Origin of the sequence: Vibrio sp. Vb1729 (assembly GCF_033338655.1) — a bacterium.
Taxonomy (GTDB): domain Bacteria; phylum Pseudomonadota; class Gammaproteobacteria; order Enterobacterales; family Vibrionaceae; genus Vibrio; species Vibrio alginolyticus.
Genome location: NZ_JAWOTB010000044.1, coordinates 197,412 through 223,742 on the forward strand (window position 1 = coordinate 197,412; position 26,331 = coordinate 223,742).

A 26,331-nucleotide genomic window follows, 5' to 3' on the forward strand; every position below is an offset into this window, starting at 1 on the left:
TAACAAAGTTTTATAATAGGGATTTGGTACACATGGCATTGTTAGTTTGCACCGCCTTTGGTGTTTAAGGTGCTCAGCAGAAGCTTGCGTATTGAATGCCCCTCCCCTCCTACTACACATTTTGCGACTTACGAGTAAGTCCAAAAGGATAAATGTTATGTATAAAATCGGCGTTGTTTTATTTGATGATTTCACGGATGTCGATTTCTTTCTTATGTATGACTTGCTAGGGCGCACAACCGACAGTTGGACAGTAAGTATACTTGGAACTAAATCTGAACATCATTCCCACCTCGGTATGAAAGTTAAAACAGACGGACACCTTTCTGAGGTGACGAATCAAGATGTCGTTCTTATTACAAGCGGCAAACGGGGTATTCCAGCCGCTTTAAAAGATGCTGAATTTATGTCAGCGTTGAATCTTGATCCAAATAGGCAGCTAATAGGTTCGATTTGTGCGGGATCATTCATCCTCCATGAACTCGGTTTACTAGAAGGCAAGCGATTAACAACAAACCCAGATGCAAAGGCTGTTCTACAAAGTATGGGAGGAGATGTTCAGGATCTGCCTCTCGTGATAGACGGTAATGTAGCGACGGCCGGTGGCTGCCTTTCACTGATGTATCTAATTGGTTGGTTAACAGAGCGGCTATTTGACTCAAACAAACGAAAAGCTATACAAAATCAATTGATACCTGCTGGGCAATTAGAGCTGTTTGAAGAGCTTATTGCCACAACTATTCAATCAGCAGAGTTAGCAAGCTCGGATAACAAGGCGTTAAATAATCATTCATAACATGTGGTGTTTTACATTACGTTAGTTTTAGTGTTTAGGGTAAGTCACACACCAGTCTTGTGTGACTTACCCTTGAACATAACGCCACTTGGGGAAATTAACTTACAGGGAGTAAATCAATTGGTAAAAATGTACGGTTCTGAAGAGACAAGAGCGTTTTGCTGTAATTGTAAAGAAGTAACGCTACATCGGTACGAAAGCTTCTCTAAAGCACAGGAAAAGACCGAGAAAAAAGCTAAAGGTTTCTTCTCTGGTCTATTTGCAGCAATAATTGGCTCATTAATGGAAGGCGAAGCGACTGGTGACTACAAATGTACAATATGCGGCACTAATCTTCACACGCCAGATAATTTAGATTAGTAGTCAGTGTCTCTAGTGCCACAGCAAGTGGCACGCAACACAATTTATAGACGGCTCTAGTGGGTTTGAAGCGTATGCACCTTATGCATTGGCATTTAGGGTTTTGAGGTTGTGTTGCGGATCAGGTAGTGCGCTTTTATCTTTAACAAGGGGCTAACGCAGAGCAAAAACAAGGACAAGAAAAGAAGTAGTTTTATTTGAGTATTAATGAATTACAGACACAAAAAAGCCCACCAAAAGGTGGGCTTTTCTAAAATTTGGTGGGTCCGGGCGAACTCGAATCGCCGACCCCTACCATGTCAAGGTAGTACTCTAACCAACTGAGCTACGGACCCAAATTTTTATGTTCCTAACCATTCAATTCAGAATGGTGCGTCCGAGTGGACTCGAACCACCGACCCCCGCCATGTCAAGGCGATACTCTAACCAGCTGAGCTACGGACGCATTTCTCTGGAACGACGAGGATATTAGCTATAAGCGAACGACGGTGCAAGCACAAATTTACCAACTTTGAACCGTTTGGCGAAAATGTAAACTCAACACGCGTTTTCAGATGATTTTATCGACAAGGACTGAGCCTGCAGGGTTTAAAAGTGTGATCTATATAACTTTTATTATCTCACTTAATTGTCGTAAGGCACTTCACTGAGCATCCAAATCTGTAAGGTTTGCGATACCTTAGGGCAAGTGCCGAACAAAATCTGATATTTAGGTTTAAATGGTTCGCCGATATAGGTTGTACGGATCAACTCTCCTGTTTTGACGTCTACTTGAGTGCTCACCCTGCCTTTGAAGTTTTGAAATATGACAAACTGCTCACTGTGGTAAACCATTTGCTCTCGGTAAAACAAGAAATGATCTTGGGGTGTCTCTGTCAATTCACACTCCAGTGGTTTCAAATTAGGTATCGCACTAACATTCGATGCGATGAACAACGCCGATAAAATCCATCCGTATCGCATATGGCTGCCCTATTCTGCCCTCTTTTTCAAAGTATAGGCCCTGCCTTGATGACTGATACAAAAAAGGCTTTGATCATCTCTAATCAAAGCCCCTTGTTTCTGCTGGTTAATTGTCGTGTTTAGTCGTCCGCCTCAAACACAACGTTATAATTTTCGGTGTATGTACAATTCGGCTGACGGCTACAAGTAAAGAAACGTCTCCCTTTGAACTCACCTTGGCTTGCGGTTTTAATGATCATCGGACTGCCGCATTTTTTACAAAAACGCACTTCTTTATCGGGCTCAATCAAATCAATGTGTGCCGCAAGCAAACGACGTAATCGCCCAACTTGATAACTGTGCTTTATCGAAGCGCCAATTAAAGGCAGGTTGGCCGTCTTACAAACATGAATCAATAACTTTTGTCTTTCTATCTTACCCTTGTTTAGCTCCTGCCCATTATCCAATTCAACGATAACGCGCGGCTCTAGTGTCCTTGGGTCACAAATAACGTAATCAAAATAGCTTCGAGATATACGGTTGTTCGCGACAAAAAACTGCTTCTTATTTTTGATTTCTTTTGGCGTAACCAAACTGGACATGTTTACTTTCGCGAATACTACGGCATGCTCCCCTACCGCCGCTCTTAACGCATTATAGAACGCACCCTCTTGACCTCTGAGCAGAGGGCCTTTCGAGCGATAAGGATAATCACGCGTGTCATCGTGCTTAATCACGTACTTTTGAATAACAAAGAAGAATAAAACCAGAAGAACAACAATGATAAAAATGTTGGTCATAAATAAAGTGCATCCAAAACAACTCGTTGCTCAAAGCGTAAATGGAAATGTTATGCAGAGCAACAAAACCTCGCAATTTTGAGGCGCCACGACGATAGCGAGAAACAGAAAATTTTGCTCACCAATAAAAACGAGCCAATCACACACTTGGATTGGCTCGTTTAAATTTTGTTAATACATTATGTATGCTAAGAATCAACTATTAGCGTCTGGCTGATTCTCTGGCATCGCATCAATAAAAGCTGGCAGTTGATTGCATGACTGCACAACAGCGTTAATGGTTGGATAAAGAGAGGTATCTACACCAAAGCGTTGTGCGTTATAAAATTGTGGTACCAGACAAATATCGACAATAGATGGCGAGCTTGTCAGGCTAAACTTGCAATCACCATTTAGTTTACGATGCTTCTGAAGTTTCTCTTCTAATGCTGTAAAACCTTTGTGGATCCAGTGATGAATCCAAGCGACTTTGCGCTCTGGTTCGCAAGCTAGCTCCCCCTCTAAATACTGTAGAACTCTTAAGTTATTCAGGGGATGAATCTCCATTGCAATATCCTGAGCCAAAGCTAGCGCTTGGTATCGAAGCGGCGTTTGCTCGGGGATCACAGTGACATCCGGGTAGTGTTCTTCTAAGTATTGAATGATCGCCAGTGACTGGGTTAACTGAACCTCCCCATCCACCAGCAAAGGAACCAGTTCAGAAGCGTTTAACTCATGGTACTCGTCACTGTGTTGTTCGCCACCATTGCGCACCAAGTGTACCGATTTTGAATCATACGATAACTCTTTAAGATTCAAGCAAATACGCACACGATACGCCGCCGATGATCGCCAGTATCCGTATAAAATCATGCTATCGCTCATATCGTCTCCCAACCAGCATTGTTAGTGCTTGAGATATTGGCTAACTTGTTGGTCAATCGAGCCGAATATGTTGTTGCCATCCGCATCGAACATTTCCAATCTGATTGAATCTCCAAACGACATGAAGTTAGTCGACGGCTTACCATCACGAATGGTTTCAATCATGCGAACTTCCGCGATACATGAATAGCCAACGCCACCTTCTTCAATAGAAGTGCCATGTTCCGTTCCCTGCTTGTTGGATACCGTACCTGAGCCTATAATCGCCCCAGCAGATAGCGGGCGCGTTTTAGTCGCGTGAATAATTAAGTCTGCGAAATCAAACGTCATATCGATACCTGCATTCGGGCGACCAAACGGCTTGTGGTTGTAGGTCGAGACCAATGGTAAATGCACTTTGTTTTCGTACCACGCATCGCCTAGTTCGTCTGGTGTTACTGCCACAGGAGAAAACGCAGAAGAAGGTTTAGATTGGAAAAAACCAAACCCTTTAGCTAATTCTGCGGGAATTAGCCCACGCAGTGAGACATCATTCACCAGCATGATCAAACGAATCGACTCCTGAGCCTCTGCAACACTCGCGCCCATTGGTACGTCACCAGTTACCACAGCCACTTCACCTTCGAAATCAATACCCCATTCATCACTCGCAAACTCGATGTTGTCACAAGGACCAATAAAGGCATCAGAGCCTCCTTGGTACATCAACGGATCGGTCCAAAAACTCTCTGGCATTTCAGCGCCGCGAGCTTTTCGAACCAACTCAACGTGGTTTACGTAAGCACTGCCATCAGCCCACTGATAAGCGCGAGGAAGCGGCGACTCGCAGTAGTGCGCTTCAAACTCTTCATACCCTGCAACCGTGCCATTGTTCAGTGCAACGTATAGCTCTTCCAGTTGCGGTGCTAGCGTATCCCAGTTATCAAGTGCCACCTGCATCGTCGGTGCTAAGTTCATGGGGTGGAAAATTTCTGTCGCTGGTACGCAGCGCGTTAAGTCTTTGCTCACGACCATCAACAAACCGTCACGAGTGCTATTTTTCTTGGTTGCTAATTTCATCCTTGCCTCTTACTTCTCTTGCCAGCTATAGACGTATTCTTTGTTTTCTACTTTTTCCAGCTCATCCGAAAACTGAAGTGCGTGACGCGTATCAATCATGACCGCAACTTCGTCGGTGAAAGTCTTCTTATGCTCTCGCCCTGCTTTGAATGCTTTCGGGTGAGGACCATGCGTAAATCCTGCTGGATGGAATGTCACCATGCCTGCTTCAATGTTGTCACGGCTGAAAAAATCACCTGCATGGTAGAACAAGACTTCGTCATAATCGTCATTGTTGTGGTAGAACGGTACTTTGAGCGCTCCAGGATCACTTTCAATTGGACGAGGAACGAAGGTACACACCACAAATCCTGCTCCTACAAATGTAGTATGTGCAGAAGGCGGTAAATGGTAACGATGTGACATAAGTGGACGAATATCACGCCAGTTCACTTTTACTACCGCCAAATCACCATGCCACCCAATCGCATCCAACGGGTTGAATGGGTAAGTGATAACACTGACTTTATCGTGGCGTTTCACCTGAACCTGTGTTTGATTTTCAGAATATTGAGCACGGAACTGATCGTTGATCGACGGCGTTTCTAGAACCGCCGGATCAAACACCGCGTGGTTTCCAACCATGCCTTTTTCGGGCAATGTATAAGCCGCATCGGTGTTTTCGATCATCAGAATGAACATCGGCTCGCTTGGCTCTAAACGCCAGCTCGTTGAGCGCGGGATCATGACATAATCCCCTTCGCTCACTTTCAAATGACCATAATCACAGTAGAGATCTGCCGTACCTTGGTGGATGAATAGCAGTTCGTCGCCATCTGCATTTCTCACCAAGAAGTCCATTTTTTCATCCATACGCCAGACACGAACTTTACAATTCGTGTTGTGTAATAGATGTGGGACTGCCCAAGGGGTAATATGGCTGGCTTTCTCGACTAGATTAAAATCAAATGCTCGTGGACGTAGCTCGCCTTCCCACTCAGACCACTCCGTTGGGGCATGTTGATGATGAAAATGTGTTGCGGGGCCGAAGAAGCCACTTCGACCTGCCTCACGTTCATAAATTGCCTCTTCCGGGAAGTCAGCATGCGCTTGTTTAGAGCACACTCCCTCCCGGTGAGGGAATGTGATCCATTTATGCATCGCTCAATACTCCTCGGCGAATTTGGTCTTCTTCTATCGATTCAAACAACGCTTTGAAGTTACCCTCGCCAAAGCCTTCATTGCCTTTACGTTGGATGATTTCGAAGAACACAGGGCCGATAACGGTTTGAGTAAAGATCTGTAGCAAGATGCCATCTTTCGTTGGTGCACCATCAATAAGAATCTGCAAATCACGAAGCTTGCTTACATCTTCACCGTGGCCTTCAACACGCTGATCGACTCTCTCGTAATAAGTATCTGGCGTTGGCATAAAGTCCATGCCTCGCTCACGCAAGGTTTTGACCGTTTCGTAGATGTCGTCAGTGGTCAATGCGATGTGTTGAATACCTTCGCCATTGTATTCACGGATAAACTCTTCAATCTGTGATTTATCATCTGACGACTCATTGATAGGAATTCGGATTTTGCCGCAAGGTGCGGTCATCGCACGGCTGACAAGACCAGTCAACTTACCTTCGATATCGAAATAACGAATTTCGCGGAAGTTACCAATGCGCTCATAGAAACCAGACCAGACATCCATGTTGCCTTGCTTAACGTTGTGCGTTAAGTGGTCGATTTCGTAAAGACCAACATTCGCTTTTGATAAACGTTCATCAGCATCATCATAAAAACGAAAATCGACATCATAAATACTCTGCTTTCCATAACGGTCGACAAAATAAAGCAAGCTTTCACCGATGCCATAAATAGCAGGAATGCTTAGCTCCATCGGCCCAATTTCCGTTTTATATTCTTTACCGCCTTTCTCTAACGCATGCGCCAGAGCAACGGTGGCGTCTTTCACACGAAATGCCATGCCACAAACCGACGGACCGTGAACTTTGGCGAATCCCTCAGCTTGGCTATGCGGCTGCGCATTCACAATAAAGCTAATGTCACCTTGTCGATATAACCACGCTTCTTTTGAGCGATGCTTTGCAATCTCCGCAAAACCTAACGATATAAACAGATCTTTAAGCTGTTGAATGCCTTTGTTGTCAGCAGCAGTATATTCAACAAACTCAAATCCGTCTGTTCCTAGTGGGTTATATGCATCAACCATGACTTTCTCCTTGTCTCAGTAGCTTTTGTTTGGACTTATTTTTCTAACTTGGCGCAGGTCTTGAGAAATTGGAATACGTGGGGAGAAATCTTTATCTTGGCGATTTTTACGCATAATTGTAAAATATATGTTACACACAGAGAACGCATCGAACCCACTTTCGTAAACATCAAACAAACTGCTTATTTTCAATATATTAGATTGATATTTTCGGCTTTACGCCACCACACAAAATGTAAACAAGTTGTTACTTTGGCATTTTATCTTGGCAACGTAGCTCAAAAAGCAAAAGGGGATGGAAAGTCTATTGCACCCTATCTCTATCCGATTTATTCATTTGATCCTGCAAAACATCAAAAGTAATGTTTCGTGACGCTTCATACAGTTCGAAAGGCTCATTGGTCAGAATCGTGTCATGGATACCCCTTTATTGATTCACCTCAGTTTTATTCAAAAGTAACTGTGCCATAAGTGGTGCTCTGTTCCCTATCGAGCCGAGCCACAAGGCTTCACGCTCGATCAGAAAAAGAGACATCTAATGACACACATCAATCAAGAACGCTTAGTTGAACACTTTTGCCAACTAGTACGTATCGACAGCGAATCAAAAAACGAAAAACAAATTGCAGAAACACTGGCAGAACAGCTAGGCGAGCTAGGCTTTACCGTACGCAAACTTCCAGTACCTGAGCACATTTCTAACGGTTTTAACGTGTACGCCCGTTTAGACGGCAAAAAAGACGGCTCTATTCTAATGAGCTGTCATATGGATACGGTCACACCGGGCATTGGCATTGAGCCAATCATCGAAGACGGCGTTATCCGTTCAAAAGGCAATACGATTCTTGGTGGCGATGATAAATCTGGTATTGCTGCCATCATGGAAGCCGTTCGTTGTATTCAAGCGGAAAACCGTGAGCACAAAACGTTAGAACTTGCTTTCACCGTGTATGAAGAAGGCGGTTTATTCGGTTCACAATACTTCGATATGTCACACGTCACTTCAACGGAAGCAATCGTGTTAGATACGGGTGGCCCTATTGGCACCATTGTGACCGCAGCCCCAGGCCAGCAAAAGATCATGGCAAAAATCAAAGGTCGACCAGCACACGCAGGGCTTGCGCCAGAAGAAGGCATCAGTGCGATCATGGTGGCGGCTGATGCTATCAACCAAATGAAGCTACTTCGCATCGACGAAGAAACGACAGCCAACATCGGTATGGTTAACGGCGGTCAGGCCACAAACATTGTTATGCCTGAATTAAAAATCGTGGCAGAAGCACGCTCCCTGAATGGCGATAAACTAGATGCTCAGGTCAATCATCTGATCTCAACATTAGAGTCTGTCTGTAAAAAACACGGTGCAGAAGTCGAAATTGAATCTAGCCGAGCCTACGACGCTTTTGTTATTGAAGAAAACCACCCACACGTAAACGCTATAAAAACAGCGTTTTCAGAGTTGGGAATTGACGCCTTCACAAAAGGCACTGGCGGCGGTAGCGATGCCAATAACTTTAACAAGAAAGGTCTCACAACGGTCAACCTTTCAACTGGCATGGCAAAAGTACACACGACAGAAGAGTTTATCGCGGTAAGTGATATGGTCAAAATCACTGAGTTCGTGAAACATTTCCTAGTCAGTTAACGTCGTGCCTTTTGAAGAGCAGACTGACTATCTTCCCCTTCTAGCCTGTGCTTGAAGGGGATTTTAATTTGTATCGAAGCAAAATTACTTCCCGTCATGCCAACTTGATATCAGATCTTCAAAGAAATTCCCCTAGCTCACTTTTTGAGACCAGACAGCTCAACACCTGACACCCTGTTACAGTAATGTTAAAACTCGATTGTGTAGACAATTTATACAATATACATTTTTGGCATCTTTCAGGATGAAAAGAGTGAGACAAGGATGAAATTACCTAAGTTGCTTTTATTAGCGTCGATGATGAGTCCAATACTGGCAACATCAAGCTATGCCGCACCGTATCCCGCAGGTGTGACCCTCGCTGAGATACAAGAAATTACGCTAAACAATGGAGCTGAAGTTACTTCTATTGACCCAGCCAAGCAAGCCGCAGAGCCCGCTTTTAATCTCGGTCGAGACCTGTTTGAAGGTCTGGTCATTCAAGATAAGCAAGGTAAAACCATTCCTGGTGTTGCTGAGTCTTGGTCAGTCAATGACAACAATACGGTTTATACCTTCCACTTACGTGATGCAAAATGGTCAAATGGCGAAACGGTCACTGCACAAGATTTTGTCTACAGCTGGCAACGCTTACTGAATCCAAGCACTGCTTCACCCTACGCTTGGTTTGCGGCCATTCCAAATATCGAAAACTCGCAAGCCATTATGAAAGGCGACGCCGCCCCCGAGTCTTTGGGCGTGAAGGCGCTGGATGAAAAAACGTTCCAGGTAACACTCGAAGAGCCTATTCCCTTCTTTACGAAACTATTAAGTCATCCAGTGCTTGCCCCCGTTCATAAAGCGACCATTGAAAAACATGGCAACCGTTGGACCCAGCCTGAGCATATCGTTACAAATGGTGCGTTTACTGTCTCTGAATGGAAAGTTAACGAAAAACTGGTGATGGTTAAAAATCCACATTATTGGGACGCAAGCAATGTAGTGCTGGAAAAAGTCACTTGGCTACCAATTGGTGATGCAAACGTAGTGCTAAACCGCTACCTAGCTGGTGAGATAGACCAAGCGGTTTCCATTCCTGCCGCCCAGAAGAAAAAGTTAATTCAACAACGCCCACAAGAAGTGGCAAGCACCAGTGCGTCTCTTGGCTCCACATTCTATTACCTCAACACTCAACAAGGACCAACAAAAGACGTGCGGGTCCGTAAAGCCCTCTCATATGCCATTGACCGTCAACTGTTAACGAGTGCTATCTTGAGAAACGGTGGGGTTCCAATGTATACCCTTGTGCCACCTCAAACAGATGGTTTTAAATCTCACACTCCTGAGTTCGCAACTTGGAACCGTCATAAACGTATCGAAAAAGCGCAGCAATTACTGTCAGAAGCTGGATACGATAAAAGCAATCCGCTTAAGTTGACGTTTACCGTACCAACTTTCTCGATGGACGTAAAAATGGCAACGACCATGGCAGGTATGTGGAAAAGCCGTTTGGGTGCGCAAGTCACAATAAAACAGCTAGAACCGAAAGTGTTCTACGCACTTAAAGAGCCGACCGACATTACTCGCGGCGGCTGGACGGCCGACTACAATGAAGCCTCTACATGGTTGGATATCTTCGTTTCTAGTGGCGAGTACAACGATTCTCGTTATAACAACCCGCAATACGACGAGTTAATGGCTCGCTCAAAGACCATGAGCAACCCATCAGAACTGTATCTACAAGCAGAAAGCATGCTGATTGAAGACATGGCCATTATTCCTATTTATCGTCCGGGTAACGATCAATACCTCATCAAGCCTTACGTGGGCGGCTACGAACTGACAAACCCTGAGTCGTCGTACTACCGCAAGAATGTCTATGTAAAAGCCCACTAAAAGCATGTTTTCGGTCTGAGTCGGCAAGTTCAATGTTTACTTGCCGTTCCTCATATCTCTCGGTGGAGAAGGCAACCTGAGCTCAGACCATTTTTTATTCATAACCGTTCGAAGTGATTTCGGATGACCAAAGGATGATGGATCATGATTTGGTACATTGTTAAGCGATTAGCTATCGCTATCCCCACGCTTCTATTCATCGCACTCGTATCATTTTGGCTGATGCACATTGCACCAGGGGGGCCATTTGATATGGAACGGCCTATGCCAGAGGTGGTACGTGCGAATATCGAAGCAAAATTCCATTTGGACCAGCCCTTCCTTACTCAGTTTTGGATTTACATTGGTAATTTCATACAAGGAGATCTCGGTCCGAGCTTCGTTTATCAAGACTTCAGTGTTACACAGCTCGTCGCACAATCATGGCCTGTTTCAGCAGTATTAGGCGTACTCTCTTTTTGTATTTCCGTTCCACTTGGCATGTTGCTTGGCACCATTGCGGCATTGAACCGAAATAGCCGCCTAGATTACGGCCTGATGACACTTTCGATGACTGGAGTTGTGGTTCCGGCTTTCGTGCTTGCTCCAGTTTTAGTCATGATTTTCGCTATTCAGCTCGGCTGGTTCCCTGCTGGTGGTTGGGAAGGAGGAAAGCTGGCTTTTCTTGTTCTTCCCGTGCTCAGCCTGGCGATTGGCTCCATTGCGAGTATTGCACGCGTCATGCGTGGCGCAATGATTGAAACACTCAACCAACCATACATTCGAACGGCAAAGGCCAAAGGTTTGTCCACAACCTACATTTTATTCCATCACGCTTTGCGACCATCCCTGATTCCCGTCGTTGCGATGCTCGGCCCTGCGTTTGTGTCTGTCGTGACAGGCTCGGTAATTATCGACATTTTCTTTGGTACAGGTGGCATGGGACAACACTTTGTGTCTGGGGCTCTCAACCGCGACTACGGCCTAGTAATGGGCATTACTCTGATTGTCGCTTCACTCACTATCTTCTTTAACCTTGTGGTCGACTTGCTATATACGATTATCGACCCTCGTATACGCGTTTAGGAGTCCGGCATGTTAACGATCAAAAAACTGGATACACAAGCTCTTCAAGATCAAGTCGTCGACAATATTGAAGCCGTCGAAGGTCGCAGTCTTTGGCAGGATGCATGGACTCGATTTCGTAAAAACAGAGCCGCGATGACATCAGTGTATGTTTTGGCTTTCATTACCTTATGCATCACTTTCGGCCCCTCTCTTGCCGCTTTTGGCCATGATGAAATTGACTGGGAAGTGCTCATCGATCCATACGAGCTAGGGAAACCTTCACTGAGCAGTGGCCATTACTTTGGTACCGATGATCTCGGGCAAGATGTCTTCGCTCGCACGATGCAAGGTGGCAGGCTCTCTATTTTGGTAGGTTTTGTTGGCGCCTTAGTCGCCGTTGTTATTGGTACGATTTGGGGAAGTATTTCCGGCTATCTTGGCGGCGTTGTCGATAGCGTAATGATGCGCATTATTGAGGTGCTCGATTCGGTGCCATTTATGTTTATGGTTATCCTGTTTGTTACCCTTTTTGGCAACAACATCTACCTGATTTTTATCGTGATCGGAATGGTATCTTGGCTGGGCATTGCCCGTGTTGTACGTGGTGTCACCTTCGGTCTAAAAAAGCGAGAGTTCATCGAAGCCGCACACTCTATTGGGGTTTCTAAATTGACAATTGTCCGACGCCATGTTCTGCCTAATGTGCTTGGGATCGTGATGGTTTATTCCTCCTTAATGGTACCAGGATTCATTATGTTCGAATCGTTTTTGAGCTTCTTAGGGCTTGGTGTTCAACCACCAGACACGAGCTGGGGAATCCTAATTTCCGAAGGCGCAAAAACGATTGACGTTGCATTGTGGATGCTGCTTTTTCCCTCTCTGTTTTTAGTTGCCACCCTCTTTTGTTTTAACTTCATCGGCGATGGCTTGCGTGATGCTCTTGACCCGAAAGACCGATAAGGACAAACCCATGCTATCTATTGAAAACATGAACGTGCGCTTCGATACGCCAGATGGGCAAGTGCAAGCGGTCAGTAATCTCTCCTACTCGATTAAAGCGGGCGAAACTCTTGGGATTGTTGGGGAATCAGGTTCGGGAAAAAGCCAGTCTGTTTTCGCATTAATGGGGTTAACCGCGGATAACGGCGCCGTGTCTGGAAGCGCAATGTTCCACGGTGATGATTTACTCGCGATGTCTAAAAAGCAGCTCAACCGCATCCGTGCAGAGAAAATCGGAATGATCTTTCAAGATCCGATGACGTCACTCAACCCATTTATGAAAATTGGCAAACAGCTTTGTGAAGTTCTCATGATTCATAAAGGAATGACCCGAAAACAAGCAAAAATTGAATCGATTCACATGTTGGATGCGGTGCGTATTCCCTCTCCCGAAACTAGGATGAATCAATACCCTCACGAATTATCTGGCGGAATGCGTCAGCGAATCATGATAGCGATGGCCTTGTTGTGTAAGCCCGAGTTGTTAATTGCAGACGAACCAACCACCGCGTTAGATGTAACCGTTCAAGCTCAAATTTTGACGCTATTACGAGACTTACAACAAGAGTTCAATACGGCTATTTTACTGATCACTCACGATATGGGCGTCGTCGCCGAGATGTGTGATCGCGTATTGGTCATGTATGGTGGTCAAAAAATGGAGCAATCAGATACCGAGACATTGTTCGCTCAACCTGCGCACCCCTACACTCAAGGCCTGCTAAAGGCGATTCCTTCCATCACTGAAGATATGCCGCGTTTACCAACCATCCCAGGTAACCCACCAAGTGCGTTGATTAACCATCAAGGGTGTCCGTTTAAAGAGCGGTGCGAGCATCGAGAGACGCGTTGCCAATACGAAACCCCACGGTTTTCTCCATTAAACACGAGCCAGTCCATTGCCTGTCACGTTAAAGCACCCAGTGTTATCACTCCCATTCAAATAAAAGCTTAAGGAGGCGTTATGAATAAAAAAGAAGTCCTCATGTCTGCTCGTGATTTAAACGTCCACTTTCCTGTTTCACGTCATCTTATTCCAAGTCGACGTAAAATCGTGAAAGCGGTCAATGGTATCGACTTAGATGTTTACCGAGGTGAGACACTTGGCATTGTGGGGGAATCAGGCTGCGGAAAATCAACACTTGCTCGCGCCTTACTTCGCTTAATTGAACCTACACATGGCGAGTTGACTTGGAAAGGTCAAGACATGCTCGGGTTTAGTAAAAAAGAGCTTTCCTCTCGACGCAGAGAATTTCAGATGGTGTTTCAAGACCCATCCGCTTGTTTGAATCCGAGGTTAACCATCTCAGAATGCATCGCCGAACCACTGCTCACCCACGAGCCAAAGCTTAAACGGGCAGAGGTAGAAAAGCGTGTCATCGCTATGATGGATAAAGTGGGTCTCTTGGCGAGCCAGCGAAACCGCTATCCACATGAATTTTCCGGAGGTCAATGCCAGCGTGTGGGCATTGCCAGAGCATTAATTCTCAATCCAGATTTGGTCGTGTGTGATGAACCCGTTAGTGCACTAGATGTCTCCATACAAGCTCAGGTCATCAATCTTCTAGATGATCTTAAACAAGAAATGGGGTTAACACTGGTGATGATTGCGCATGACTTAAGCGTGGTGCGCCATATCAGCGACCGCGTTATGGTGATGTATCTTGGTAAACCTATGGAAGTAGGACGTTACGATCAAGTATTTGATGATGCTCAACACCCCTACACCAAAGCACTGTTATCTGCTGTCCCGATAGCTAATCCGCAATTAGCACGTGACCGTGAAATACAACTATTGCCCGGCGATCTTCCTTCTCCACTTAACCCACCGAGCGGTTGCGTTTTTCGTACTCGATGCCCAGAAGCAACAGAAGTATGCGGGCAACAGAACCCAATAAAAACAGGCTCGGAGCAGCATCATATCTATTGCTCAAATATGACTTTAGGAACCATTTAATGAACAATACTAACTCAGTAAACCAACGCCTTACGTTATTGCGTGAGGCAATGTCCTTTCACAACGTGTCTGCATATATCGTGACCAACAATGACCCACATAACAGTGAATACTCAGCGGATCATTGGTTAGCGCGAAGCTGGATTTCAGGTTTTACCGGCTCAGCAGGCGATGTCGTCATTACCCAACAAGGTGGTGGCCTGTGGACTGATGGTCGTTACTATATTCAAGCTGAAGAACAGTTACACGGCACAGGACTTGAACTGTTTAAAGCCAAACAACCAGAAACGCCGACAGTTGCCAAATGGCTGGCTACCACGCTACCAGAAAACAGTATTATCGCGGTTGACGGGCGCACCATCAGTTACGCTTTTTATCAAGGCCTCAAACAAACCTTTGAAGCGAAAAACATTAAGATCATTCTCGACCTGGATTTACTCACACCGATTTGGCTTGAAAGACCACCTCGCCCAAGTGCACCCGTATTCGAGCACCCCACCGCTTTTGCTGGCGTTGACACTGAAAATAAGTTAGCGAGAATCCGTTCTTGGTTAACCGAGAACCAAGTAGATAGCTTATTAGTGTCAACGCTAGATGATGTCATGTGGACAATGAATATTCGAGGTGGTGATACGAATTACTGCCCAGTTTCTGAAGCCTATCTAGTCGTAGAGCAATCACTTGCGACACTGTTTATTGATAAAGCCAAACTGCCTCAAGACGTTGAAAGAGCGCTGACCGATCAGAGTGTACACATTCGCCATTACAACTACGTAAGTCAGTATTTGAATCAGCAATGTGAGGGATTATCGCTCGCTTTTAACCCGACCCACACAGACAGCTTATTGGTGAGTTCGATTGAAGGGAATGTGAATCTAAAGCCAATGGCTTGCCCTGTAACGGCAATGAAGGCCATAAAAAATGCGACCGAGCTAACTAGCCTAGAACAGGCATTAACAGATGATGGTGTGGCAATCGTAAGGTTTATGAACTGGCTCGAAGAGCAAGTTCCAAGCGGACTCGTTACAGAATTGTCTGCTGAGGCACAACTGAATCACTATCGCCGTCAAACCCGACATTATGTGAGTGACAGTTTCCGCACTATCGCAGGCTTCGCAGCTCACGGGGCAAAAATGCATTATGCCGCCGATGAAGAAAGCAATGCGGCAGTCAATGAAAGCAACTTCTTTCTCGTCGATTCTGGTGGCCAATACCTTGGCGGGACAACAGACATCACCCGTACTTTCCACTTCGGGTCACCGACCATTAAGCAGCGCAAAGATTATACCTTGGTGCTCAAAGCGGTCATCCGACTGACTCAGACTCGATTCATGAAAGGCTCTACGGGTGCCAATCTTGATATCATGGCGCGTGGCGTCTTATGGCAACATGGTATTGATTACAAGTGCGGCACTGGACACGGCGTGGGCATTTGCTTGAATGTTCACGAAGGCCCACAAAATTTCTCGCAAAGCCACCACGAGGTTGAACTAAAACCGGGTATGGTCATTACTAATGAGCCAGGCGTTTATCGCGAAGGTGAGTACGGGGTAAGAATAGAGAACATTCTTAAAGTTGTAGAAGTAGAACAAAATGAGTTCGGCACGTTTTACGGTTTTGAGACCATCACTCTTGCTCCAATTGCGACCAACGCCCTTGATTTATCAATGCTAGATCAAGCAGAGCTAGACTGGCTCAATCATTACCATTCACGAGTCTATCAAGCACTTAGCCCTTTTCTTGATACGCAAGATAAAAACTGGCTTCAACGCACAACCCAACTTATTGAGAAATAGGATATCAGCAAGCTTTATAACGTTTTCATTTTCATCTCAAACTCCTTGTTTGCCAGCCTTCGGGCTGGTTTTTTTATAGAGATAACGGCGTGAAAAACAAAAACGCCCCGCAATGTTAGCGAGGCGATCAATTAAATTAAAATGATGCAGTTAAAATGCCCTACTGACGACACTTCTGAGCATCAAAATCAACGACGATGGCGGCATTCTCAAAGTCACCAGAGACTTTAACGTAGCCCCAGTAGTTACTCTGATTTGACAACGTAATACACTCTCCATTACCAATATTATCTGACCACCCGTGAAGATTAGCACCATCCGGCCAACCAGAGTTACTGTATTCAAGCTTTAGGTTGCCCATACCGTTCCCCGTCGTTATCGCCAGATTTGAGCTCTCATTCACCGCTGGCACGCTCAGCCAAATGGTTTGTTGATTTGCCAAGCAAACAGGCTCTCCTGCTGTTAGGCGCCCACCGCTTACTTTACTTTGCACCGCGCAGTCTTGTGGCAATGTGTCATTACCGCCCAACGTTGAGATAACAACACTATGAGTGGCGGTTGCCGTCAAGCCTTCACTGTCTGTCACACTTAGACTGACCGAATACTCCCCTTCACTCCCATATTGGTGCGTCGGCTTGGTTTGTGTACTTGTCGAGCCATCACCGAAGTCCCATAAGACGCTGACGATCTTCCCGTTTGGGTCTGTACTGTTTTCACTGCTAAATGTAATGCTTTCACCGACTTTCCCCTTGTTGTTTGCGGTTATGACTGCATTAGGTGCACCATTTGAGACAAGGGCTTGCTGCCACTGCTCAAACTCACTTTGATATAAATTCGCCCATTGGGTGATCGTTGCTTTGTAATTGCTCCAATTCCCTTGGCGTGTTTCCACCAGCATTTGGTTTACGTCATCTTTATGATTTTCAAACATAAAACGTACAGCTAAGTACCCCCAACGATAAATTTGATCGACATCAAACCCATCATAAGTAGTCTCGAAAATCTCACTTAAGGTATATGTCGAGCCGTCTAAAATCGTCTCAAGTGCTGCTTGGTTGTCATTTTCTTGAGCGACATACTCTGCAATGCCTTCACTCCACCACACTATTTTTTCAGTTGGATGACTAAACCCTCCATAGAGATCAAATCGACCATCTAAGTAATGCACGTATTCGTGCTCTAAGTTCCAGACAAAGTGATCCGCGTTCGCATAAGAGGCTTCATAAGCAATAAAGTTGGGAATATTCCCCGGCTGGGAAGGATCGCCTTCCAAGTACATACCGCCATTGTCAGTACTAATATCGAAAATTGGCCCTGCGTACTTACCATAATCGGTGCTTGAATCGAAGATATTGACTTGGAGCTGAGTATTGTGGTCATCTTTTACTGGCTGTTCACCAGTTTCTAATGACTGATGAAAGTAACCCTCTTCGTAACCCATTTTAGAACATGCGGCCGCGTGTTGCTCTTGCGTCATATTCTGGGACAATATTCGAATTGTTGGACTACAAGTATAAGTTTGCGATAGCACTAAGCCTTTTAGCTCAGTTTCGAAATTACAAATTCCGAACTCACTACAATCTGCGTAATATGAGGCAGTGTCCGCCGCCGCAAGCCAAACCGCGTCACCCCGACCATACATTTCATACTGTTCAAAGATTCGACTCAGCTGACTCTTCACAACAGAACTCGCGTTACCCGTATACTTGGTCAAACGCCCGAGCTCTCGCCCCGCATTCGCGGCCATGAACTCATCTTCAGCACCGATTGATGATGCCCTCAGAGCAAAATCGCCTAAAGCTTTGGCAAGGTCCGTTTGGTTGCCAATTATTTGCACAAATTGCTCGTTCCACTGCCCACCAAACAAAATAGTGAAAACACCGTTAACTGCATTGCGCATATACCAGTGCTGGGCGTATTGATCATTCCAACGTGTAAGCCACTGGGTCACTTGCGGTAAGTACGCGTGCTGCAAGCCCGCACTATCCATAGTGATGATGACTTCACTAAGCACTTTGCCGTGACGGTCGCTGTTCTCATAGAAGTTTGCGTTATTAACAAACGCATCCACGGATTCTTTCACCGCTGGGGTAACCCATTCAATAAATGAGATGTTGTCATTGTAAAACTCGGCGTAATAACCCGCGCGCAAGTATAAGAAAAACGTTTCGAGTTCATCGCTCCCGCCACCTGTATACCCCTTCGCCAATGTCGTAGTGCGCTTCGCAATGTTGTACATATGATCGGAGCTAAATACCGACTCCTGAATCCGACTTTCAGCAGAGAATAACTGGTTCACGCACGTCGCGCCCTGACTTAAAATTTCGCTGATCAATTGGTTACTGCTTTCGGTAACCAATGCTTCCAAATCACAAGCAGTGCTCGACTCATCAAGGCTTTCAAGTGACTGTACTCGAGTTGCCTTGGAGGGCTGAATAGGGAGAGTTGCGGTTGGTTGGTATTCAACTCGATTGGATTCAACACCGTGTGTATGAGCCGAATGTGCATGTTGCTCTGTAACTTGAGAAACTGGCTCGCTTAACGCAAATACGCCAGTGCTGGTTAATGTTGTCGCAATCGCGACACTCAAAGTCTTCAGTTCCATCTAATTTCTTCTATATTGAGTTTTCCTTAAATGCATTACGTCTTTTGCATCGCCACTGCCCTTATTACTGCAAGAGCATCTCCATATAATCTACTCGCAAGACAAGATGAAACATTTTGTTAACAACTGAACGTGACGGTGTCAGTTTTTGGTACTCGAGTTGCCGTTGCACGAGCTTGCCAGAAATCGATTTGCTTTAGTAATATTGATCAACTAGTTGTTTATCTTTCCATTCAAATATCTTTTATTGCTCCTCACAAAAGCGATAAAATGGTTTCTTTTCTTTTTGCTAAACAACTCCTATGACCGACGCTGATATTGAGCTACAACATCTTTGGTTAGAAGTCCAAGCCGAACGCTGGCAAAACCTGCCACGCTTTTTATTCAGTTACTACTGCTACAAGCACAACCTTGTCAGTAAAACCAACAAAGTTTGTTGGGAGACGGCACGTGCAAGACTGCCCGCTTCAACATCAATAAAAGAGCGAAAAAAGGCGGTGGTTGAACCGTTAGTCTCTGAGGAAACCGTCGTTGGGTTATTGAAATCCATCAGCAAAGATGGGGAAATGACGTTTAACGTGATGGTAACCACACTTAATGCGTTTTTGCACTATGTTGTGATTAGCAAGGAAGAGAAAGCCCGACTTAAACCAAACATGCCAGCTAGTTGGTATCAGCGATCAAACAAGTCGCCTTTGGCACGTTTCGAGCAGGCTGGCATTAATCTACAGGAGTGACATGTCAGTCATCGCTGATGATAAACACAAAAGACAAGCGCCTACAATGAGGCGCATTTGGTCAAAAATTGAGGAGCACCTAAACAAAAGTGCGTAGCGAGCAACAAAGAAAAAGTTTGGTTATTCTTGAATGCCTCGAATGCGTACATTACGCCTACGTAGAACTTCTAAAGTCACGAGCAAACACACCGACATAAAAATCAGCAACGTAGCGACCGCCAATATAGTCGGACTGATTTGCTCTCGAATTCCTGACCACATCTGCCTAGGAACGGTTTTTTGTTCTGCCCCAGTCAGGAATAACGCCACCACAACCTCGTCGAACGAAGTGCCAAAAGCAAACAAGCCGCCAGAAATCATCCCCGGACGAATCAGAGGAAAGGTAATGTGTCTGAAAGTATAAACAGGGTTTGCTCCTAAGCTAGCCGCCGCTTTTACCAAGCTATGGTCAAAGCCGCTTAACGTCGCAGTAACGGTAATGACGACAAAAGGCGTACCTAACGCAGCGTGTGCCAAAATGACGCCTAAATAAGTTTGTGATAAGCCAAGGCGTGTGTAGAAAAAGTACATCGCAGCAGCAGAGATAATGACTGGTACGATCATGGGCGAGATCAACAGCGCCATAATCGTATTGCGAAAAGGCAAGTTACTACTTGCTAAACCCAACGCCGCCAGAGTTCCCAGCCCTGTTGCAACGAGTGTCGCCATAAAAGCAATGAACGTGCTATTTTTCAGCGCCAACAGCCACTGATCACTAGTAAACATTTCTTGATACCAGCGAGTAGAATACGCTTCCGAATCAAGGTTTAACATCCCCTCGGTAAAAGTAAAGTAAGGCGTTGCATTAAACGATAACGGGATGATGGTCAGAATTGGAGCGATTAAAAAGAACAGCACCACCCCACAAAAAGCTAAGTAACCTGCGTAAGCAACTCGCTCTACTTTTGATGCATAGTTTGGTAATGCCATGGTTATCCTCCTACCTTAAGGTTATTAATACCAACCACACGGTTGAATATATAAAACAGAACCAGTACAACGAACAAAAGCAGTCCACCCAATGCGCCAGCCATCCCCCAGTTCAGTGATGTCTGCATATGATAGGCAATCATATTGGAGATCATCTGTCCGCTTCTTCCACCAACCAAAGCGGGCGTAATGTAGAAGCCAATAGAAAGAATGAAAGTAAGCAAGGCCCCCGCACCTATCCCCGGTAACGTAAGCGGCATATAAACTTTGATGAACGCAATGAAAGGCGTCGCGCCTAGAGAACGAGCGGCACGGAAATAAGTTGGGCTAATTCCTTTCATTACGCTATACAGAGGCAGGATCATAAAAGGCAACAGAATGTGCACCATAGACACCACCGTTCCGAAGGTATTGTGAATCATCTGAATTCGCTCAGAAGTAAAACCCGACCAAATAAGGAGATCATTAATGACCCCTTGGTTTTGCAGCAGAACAATCCAAGACGTGGTTCTGACTAACAATGATGTCCAAAATGGCAGCAGCACAATAATTAAAAGTAAGTTCGCGCGCTTATCAGGTAAATTGGCAAGCAGGTAAGCAACGGGGTACGCCATCACCAAACAAATTAAGGTGATTGAAATAGACATCCAAAAAGTTTTAAAGAAAAGGTCGACGTATATTTGGCGTTTTTCTGGTTGGGGCTCAATGTCTCCAAACTCATTCACTTGCAAGTCTAGCGCTGCAAGATAGTGACTGAATGTTAATGCGCCACTAAGATTCTTAAACGCCGCCCAATATTTAGGATTAGTCCATCGCTTATCCAGCTTAGCCAACTGTGTCACCGAGCTCGGCAGCGACGTCAAACGAGACAACTTTCTGCCGGTTTTCATGAGTAAACTGCGCATACCAGACTCTTCAATATTCATCCGGTTGGCTATTTTCGGCAGCTCTTTGCTTTGATAAAGCGCAAGTACTTCAACAGAGAATGCCTCAATGACTTCTTGATGAGGCTGACCTTGATAATCCCAACTTTCTAAGGCTTGAATAGTTTGTGGTAGTGACAGGGATATTTCTCGGTTATCCACGCTTCGATAAAGCATGTCGAGGATAGGAAAAGCAAACGTAAGCAGAATAAAACACACCAATGGCGTTGTGAGCATAATGGAGCGAAGCTTTTTTCGGCGCTCGGCCTTTTGCAACTGCGCTTTCAAATTGGTTTCTTGCTCATGAACTTGGCGTTCGATTTCCAATACAGAATCTAATGCGGTTAGCTCTCGACTCATGCTGCTACCTCGCTACTTTGAGTTTGTGTCCCATCAAGAGCATGGCAATCGTCACTTTGCCAACCAATACGACAAATTGAGCCAGGCGTTAACTGCAAGTGTTTACGATTATCGTTAGGTACTTTAACGATGAAGTGACCAACGCTCTCTACTTCGACGACCAGACGATAATGATCACCGTGATAAATCAATTCTCGTAGGACGCCCGAGACTTGGTTCTCACAAGACGCTTTCTCTGGTTGAATAACAATCTTTTCTGGTCGAATGGAAAGTGTTGTTCTCTGCCCTTGCTCAGAGACTCTGACAGGTTTCGCAGTAAATAACTCTTTCCCAACGAGCACTTGGCAATACTTTCCGTTCCACTCTTTGACTAAACCTGAGAGTTGGTTGTTTTCTCCGATAAACTGCGCAACAAACGTATTACTCGGAGATTCATAAAGCTCGGTTGGTGTCGCGAGTTGTTGCACTTCGCCGTGATTAAAAACCGCAATACGGTCGGACATAGTGAGAGCTTCGTCTTGATCGTGCGTCACATACAAAATGGTAATGCCAAGCTTTTCATGCAAATGTTTAATTTCCATCTGCATTTGCTCACGCAGCTGCTTATCTAACGCGCCTAGTGGTTCATCCATCAACACGAGTTTAGGCTCAAACACTAATGCTCGCGCTAACGCAACACGCTGTTGTTGACCACCTGATAACTGCTTCGGGTATCGAGTCGCAACATGCTCAAGCTCGACCATTTCTAATACACTCTGAACTTTGCTTTGAATCGTGTCACTGTCGAGTTTTCGCACCTTTAAAGGAAACGCAAGATTCTCAGCAATGGTCATATGTGGAAACAACGCATAGTTTTGAAACACCATACCAATATCGCGCTTGTGCGGCGCGAGATGATTGACAGGAACGCCATCGATATAAATGTCTCCACCGGTCGCAGTTTCAAAGCCTGCTAGCATCATCAAGCAAGTGGTCTTGCCCGATCCTGACGGCCCCAACATAGTAACGAACTCTCCAGGAGTAATATCTAAGTTGAAGTCTTTCACCACCAAATTCGTGCCATCGTAGGTTTTCTTAACGTGTTGAAAGCTGACATAGTCCTTGTTTTCCGTGCTCATGACTTCCCTCTTCTCATTTTTTGAATATTACGAATGAGTAGAGCGTCAGTTAACGCTCTACTAAACAGCACAATTACAGATTGTATTTGGATAGGTCTAAGCGGGTTTCTAACGCATGTTCAACCATTTGAATGACTTGTTGACGCTCTTCACCTTGTAAGAGTTGGCGTGGCGCACGAACTTGTTCAGAGCCACGTCCGCAGACTTGCTCGGCCAATTTTATGCACTGAACCAGCGTAGGAATGGTGTCTAAACGCAGTAGGGGTAAGAACCAACGGTAGATCTCTAACGCTTCAGCATAACGACCTTGGCTTGCCAGTTTATAAATCGCAACGGACTCTTCTGGGAATGCGTTGGTTAAACCAGAAATCCAGCCGGTCGCACCTAGCATCAATGATTCAAGAGCGATGTCATCAACACCACTGAACACGGTAAAGCGGTCATCAAATTTATTGTAAAGCTCGGTGATACGACGAGTATCAGTGGTCGACTCTTTGATAGCTACAATACTTTCAAACTCAGCCAGTTTCGCCATGATATCGAGGTTTACATCGACACCATAAGCAACCGGGTTGTTGTAAATCATGATTGGCATTTCTGGCGTTGCTTCTGCTAGCGTGCGGTAATATTCGAACGTTTCGCTCTCAGACGTGCGGTAAACCATGGCAGGCATCACCATACAACCATCGATACCAATTTTGTACGCATCCTGCATGTAATCAACAGCTGCTGTGGTAATAGACTCTGCTGTACCAGCAATCAAAGGCACACGGCCATTTACGACTTCTTTTGCCGCTTGCAAAACCTGGCGTTTCTCCTCCGGGTACAACGCGCAGTTCTCACCGACAGTACCCAAGCAGATAATGCCATTCACACCATCTTTAATCTGGTTGTCTATAACGGTTTGCGTTGCGTCTAAGTCAATTGACTGATCTTGACGAAATTGCGTACTGACCGCCGGATAAACACCTTTCCAATCAATTTTCATGAACTACTTTCCTTATATGTATATTGTATGCAATTTAAATGAACGAGCGAAAATGCTCAGACATGGCTATCTATGCCATTTTCTAACAACACCGCCTTTACAGCGGCCAAATCAGCCAAAGCACTGCCAACTGATTTGTATAAAGTAATGACCTCATCGTTTTGACGTCCTGAGATTTGTTGGGCGCAAAGCTGCGGTAATTCCCCTTTGATATCGTCTGACGTGAATACGCCCTCTTGAATTGGAATGAGAAGATCGCCCGCTTCGGCTAATACATTAATACGGCTATCAACATACACCTGTGCTCGTTGCACTGCTTCGGAGTCACATTCACGCTTGTCCAAGTCATGATTACCGACCAAATCAATATGGGTGCCCGGCTGCACGTCTGCGCCATTAAACAAAGGCTCTGCTGATGCAGTAATACAGCTGATGATGTCAACGTGTTTGATAACGTGGTCCACTTTTTCTACGACTGAAACGCGAAACCGACGCTCATCAGGAAGCGACTGATACTCTGAAGATGACACAATGGCATCTACCGTCGCCTCGGCTTTATCTGAGTTACGCCCCCAAATATAAACCTGCTTAAGTGGGCGAACCGCAGCGTATGCCCACGCAAAATAAGGCGCAAGATTGCCCGTTCCGCAGATCAACAGACGATCAGCATCGGGACGCGCCAAATAGTCCGCTGCCAACGCAGAAGCTGCGGCGGTGCGCCAAAACGTTAAAACTTTACCGTCCACGAGTGCGAGCGGCTCACCATCGTTTCGTCTAAAAACAAGCAGCTTAGATGCAAGCGTATCTTTGCCTTGCTCAGGGTTATGCGGGAAATACGTAAAGGCTTTCACCGCAATCAACTCCTGGTTCCAAGCTGGAAGTAGCGCAAACGCCTCGTATTCTCCCTCTTCTAAGGGCATGACTCGGCGTTGAGGTATTGTTGCTGGCCGCGAGTACATTTCACGCATCGTTTCAATAAGAGACTTCATTGTTAAACATTGCGCGACTTGCTGTGCTTCGATGACTTTCATCATTTCTCCGAAAACATAAATACAGTTGAGGAAAGTACGGAACCTCGCTTATGGATGAAAACTCGACCCCATACACAAATTAACGCCTAGTTAAGCAGCCAGGTATTGAACTCTTCATTGAGTTCATCCGCGTAGTCTGACCACCATTCATCGTTAATCAGGAAGGCGGTTTGGAAGTTTTGAGGTGCGGTAGGAAGGTTCGCTAAAATGTCTGGGTTCACCTCCGCCGAAGACGACTTACGCGTAGGCCCATAGGCAACGTACTTAGCTTGATCAGCTAATGGTTTTGTTCCTGAAGAAAAAGCAATGAAGTCCAATGCAAGCTTTGTGTTCTCACTCCCTTTAGGTATCGCCCATCCATTCATGTAACCCATTTGACGGTCCCATATAATCCGAAATGGTTGACCTTCATCTTTACGGGCATTGTGGATTCGGCCGTTAAACGCCGAGGCGATCACCACTTCTTTATCTGCAAGCATTTGAGGTGGCTGGGCACCTGTTGTCCACCACAGCACTTCTGATTTGATCGTATCCAACTTAGCAAAAGCACGCTCACGCCCCGCTTCGGTTTCGAGCAGGCTGTAGACCTCTTCTGGCTTTACACCATCAGCCAATAGTGCCCACTCAAGATTACCCTGAGGCTGTTTTTGCAATGCACGTCGACCTGGAAAAGTTTTTAGGTCAAAGAGATCGGTCAACTTGCTAGGCAAAGCCTTACCTTTAAATGCGTCTTCGTTCACCGCTAATACAGTGGACACTACGATGGTATTGATTGCGCATTCGTGAATCGCACCATCAATAAAATCCTCTTGTGCTGGTGTTCCATCTGCGCCCGGAGGCAAAATACTTGGGTTCACTGGTTCTAATAACCCTTCGGCACAACCACGAACAATGTCCGGCTTGTCGAGAGAAACCAAATCCCAGCGCACATTGTTCGCTTCCACCTGTGCTTTAATTTCGGCTAATCCGCCGCTGAAATCCTCGGATACGATCTCGACACCTGTTTTTTTAATGAAAGGCTTGTGATATGCCTCCACTTGGCTCTTGGTGAATGCACCACCCCAAGACACGACCGTCAATTTGTCTTCAGCATAAGCAGAGGTCCCCAACAGCATTCCTGAAATCAACAGCGCCAATGGTGCTTTGGTCATTCGTGACATGTTTTACTCCTTTTGGTTGTTTTTCTGGAGGCATCCGAGTACGGCTGTTGGACACCATTTTTGTTAAAATTAAGTTAACATTAGCATTTAATAT

General features: G+C 45.4%; 23 protein-coding genes and 2 tRNA genes. 10 read left to right on the top strand and 15 right to left on the bottom strand.

What is annotated here, in order from left to right; genetic code table 11:
- The first annotated feature begins 157 nt into the window (after window positions 1-157).
- On the top strand, window positions 158-796 hold the full coding sequence (locus R7E29_RS17575) for a DJ-1/PfpI family protein (protein ID WP_005377828.1): 639 nt from the start codon (window positions 158-160) through the stop codon (window positions 794-796).
- A gap of 129 nt (window positions 797-925) precedes the next feature.
- Window positions 926-1,156, top strand: coding sequence for a hypothetical protein (locus R7E29_RS17580; protein WP_005377829.1), 231 nt, complete (start codon window positions 926-928; stop codon window positions 1,154-1,156).
- A 258-nt stretch (window positions 1,157-1,414) separates the two neighbouring features.
- Here the strand turns inward: R7E29_RS17580 and R7E29_RS17585 are convergent.
- The 8 genes from R7E29_RS17585 to hppD all read right to left on the bottom strand — a co-directional run bounded on the left by R7E29_RS17585 (window position 1,415) and on the right by hppD (window position 7,027).
- Window positions 1,415-1,491, bottom strand: a tRNA-Val gene (locus R7E29_RS17585).
- A 33-nt stretch (window positions 1,492-1,524) separates the two neighbouring features.
- Window positions 1,525-1,601 (bottom strand) — tRNA-Val (locus R7E29_RS17590).
- A 179-nt stretch (window positions 1,602-1,780) separates the two neighbouring features.
- Window positions 1,781-2,119, bottom strand: a complete 339-nt coding sequence (locus tag R7E29_RS17595) for a hypothetical protein (RefSeq protein ID WP_005377830.1) — start codon at window positions 2,117-2,119, stop codon at window positions 1,781-1,783.
- Window positions 2,120-2,238: 119 nt separating this feature from the next.
- The gene (locus tag R7E29_RS17600; protein WP_005377831.1) at window positions 2,239-2,898 is read right to left on the bottom strand and encodes a DUF2726 domain-containing protein; all 660 of its coding nucleotides are present in this window, start codon (window positions 2,896-2,898) and stop codon (window positions 2,239-2,241) included.
- A gap of 195 nt (window positions 2,899-3,093) precedes the next feature.
- Entirely contained in the window at window positions 3,094-3,762 is a 669-nt protein-coding gene (maiA, locus tag R7E29_RS17605) for a maleylacetoacetate isomerase (protein WP_005377832.1), read from the bottom strand.
- 21 nt (window positions 3,763-3,783) lie between these two features.
- Complete coding sequence (locus R7E29_RS17610) at window positions 3,784-4,821, bottom strand: fumarylacetoacetate hydrolase family protein (protein WP_054576460.1); 1,038 nt, start codon at window positions 4,819-4,821, stop codon at window positions 3,784-3,786.
- Between the two features lie 9 nt (window positions 4,822-4,830).
- Window positions 4,831-5,961, bottom strand: coding sequence for a homogentisate 1,2-dioxygenase (locus tag R7E29_RS17615; protein ID WP_054576459.1), 1,131 nt, complete (start codon window positions 5,959-5,961; stop codon window positions 4,831-4,833).
- On the bottom strand, window positions 5,954-7,027 hold the full coding sequence (gene hppD, locus R7E29_RS17620; protein ID WP_054576458.1) for a 4-hydroxyphenylpyruvate dioxygenase: 1,074 nt from the start codon (window positions 7,025-7,027) through the stop codon (window positions 5,954-5,956). The genes R7E29_RS17615 and hppD overlap by 8 nt, the downstream gene beginning before the upstream one ends.
- 538 nt (window positions 7,028-7,565) lie before the next feature.
- Between hppD and R7E29_RS17625 the strand changes: the two genes are divergently transcribed.
- The 7 genes from R7E29_RS17625 (at window position 7,566) to R7E29_RS17655 (ending at window position 16,346) form a co-directional block, all read left to right on the top strand.
- Window positions 7,566-8,672 carry a M20/M25/M40 family metallo-hydrolase gene (locus R7E29_RS17625; RefSeq protein ID WP_054576456.1) on the top strand — a complete coding sequence of 369 codons (1,107 nt, stop codon included), beginning with the start codon at window positions 7,566-7,568 and terminating at the stop codon, window positions 8,670-8,672.
- A gap of 264 nt (window positions 8,673-8,936) precedes the next feature.
- Window positions 8,937-10,547, top strand: coding sequence for a peptide ABC transporter substrate-binding protein (locus R7E29_RS17630; protein ID WP_053350403.1), 1,611 nt, complete (start codon window positions 8,937-8,939; stop codon window positions 10,545-10,547).
- A gap of 144 nt (window positions 10,548-10,691) precedes the next feature.
- Window positions 10,692-11,612 (top strand): oligopeptide ABC transporter permease OppB, encoded by a 921-nt coding sequence (gene oppB / locus R7E29_RS17635; RefSeq protein ID WP_005377838.1) that lies wholly within the window; start codon window positions 10,692-10,694, stop codon window positions 11,610-11,612.
- 9 nt (window positions 11,613-11,621) lie between these two features.
- Window positions 11,622-12,554: an ABC transporter permease subunit gene (locus R7E29_RS17640; RefSeq protein ID WP_005377839.1), complete on the top strand. Its 933-nt coding sequence runs from the start codon at window positions 11,622-11,624 to the stop codon at window positions 12,552-12,554.
- A gap of 10 nt (window positions 12,555-12,564) precedes the next feature.
- Window positions 12,565-13,548 carry an ABC transporter ATP-binding protein gene (locus tag R7E29_RS17645; protein ID WP_017820901.1) on the top strand — a complete coding sequence of 328 codons (984 nt, stop codon included), beginning with the start codon at window positions 12,565-12,567 and terminating at the stop codon, window positions 13,546-13,548.
- Between the two features lie 9 nt (window positions 13,549-13,557).
- Complete coding sequence (locus R7E29_RS17650; RefSeq protein ID WP_017633963.1) at window positions 13,558-14,550, top strand: ABC transporter ATP-binding protein; 993 nt, start codon at window positions 13,558-13,560, stop codon at window positions 14,548-14,550.
- Window positions 14,550-16,346, top strand: coding sequence for an aminopeptidase P family protein (locus R7E29_RS17655; protein ID WP_054576455.1), 1,797 nt, complete (start codon window positions 14,550-14,552; stop codon window positions 16,344-16,346). Before R7E29_RS17650 ends, R7E29_RS17655 begins: the two co-directional genes overlap by 1 nt.
- A gap of 160 nt (window positions 16,347-16,506) precedes the next feature.
- Here the strand turns inward: R7E29_RS17655 and R7E29_RS17660 are convergent, their stop codons facing one another.
- Window positions 16,507-18,951, bottom strand: coding sequence for a collagenase (locus tag R7E29_RS17660; RefSeq protein WP_054576454.1), 2,445 nt, complete (start codon window positions 18,949-18,951; stop codon window positions 16,507-16,509).
- Window positions 18,952-19,253: 302 nt separating this feature from the next.
- On the opposite strand from R7E29_RS17660, the gene R7E29_RS17665 reads away from it, so the two are divergent.
- On the top strand, window positions 19,254-19,688 hold the full coding sequence (locus tag R7E29_RS17665) for a hypothetical protein (protein WP_042521922.1): 435 nt from the start codon (window positions 19,254-19,256) through the stop codon (window positions 19,686-19,688).
- Between the two features lie 120 nt (window positions 19,689-19,808).
- Here R7E29_RS17665 and R7E29_RS17670 read toward each other — a convergent pair whose 3' ends face one another.
- The 6 genes from R7E29_RS17670 to R7E29_RS17695 form a co-directional block, all read right to left on the bottom strand.
- The gene (locus R7E29_RS17670) at window positions 19,809-20,657 is read right to left on the bottom strand and encodes an ABC transporter permease (RefSeq protein ID WP_054576453.1); all 849 of its coding nucleotides are present in this window, start codon (window positions 20,655-20,657) and stop codon (window positions 19,809-19,811) included.
- A 2-nt stretch (window positions 20,658-20,659) separates the two neighbouring features.
- On the bottom strand, window positions 20,660-21,940 hold the full coding sequence (locus R7E29_RS17675; protein WP_053350407.1) for an ABC transporter permease: 1,281 nt from the start codon (window positions 21,938-21,940) through the stop codon (window positions 20,660-20,662).
- Window positions 21,937-23,058, bottom strand: coding sequence for an ABC transporter ATP-binding protein (locus R7E29_RS17680; RefSeq protein WP_005377849.1), 1,122 nt, complete (start codon window positions 23,056-23,058; stop codon window positions 21,937-21,939). The genes R7E29_RS17675 and R7E29_RS17680 overlap by 4 nt, the downstream gene beginning before the upstream one ends.
- Window positions 23,059-23,131: 73 nt before the next feature.
- Entirely contained in the window at window positions 23,132-24,046 is a 915-nt protein-coding gene (locus R7E29_RS17685) for a dihydrodipicolinate synthase family protein (protein ID WP_005377851.1), read from the bottom strand.
- A 56-nt stretch (window positions 24,047-24,102) separates the two neighbouring features.
- A complete protein-coding gene (locus tag R7E29_RS17690) occupies window positions 24,103-25,077 on the bottom strand; it encodes an ornithine cyclodeaminase family protein (RefSeq protein ID WP_005377853.1) in 975 nt (324 codons plus the stop codon).
- A gap of 86 nt (window positions 25,078-25,163) precedes the next feature.
- Window positions 25,164-26,237 carry a polyamine ABC transporter substrate-binding protein gene (locus tag R7E29_RS17695; protein WP_054576452.1) on the bottom strand — a complete coding sequence of 358 codons (1,074 nt, stop codon included), beginning with the start codon at window positions 26,235-26,237 and terminating at the stop codon, window positions 25,164-25,166.
- Window positions 26,238-26,331 lie beyond the last annotated feature (94 nt).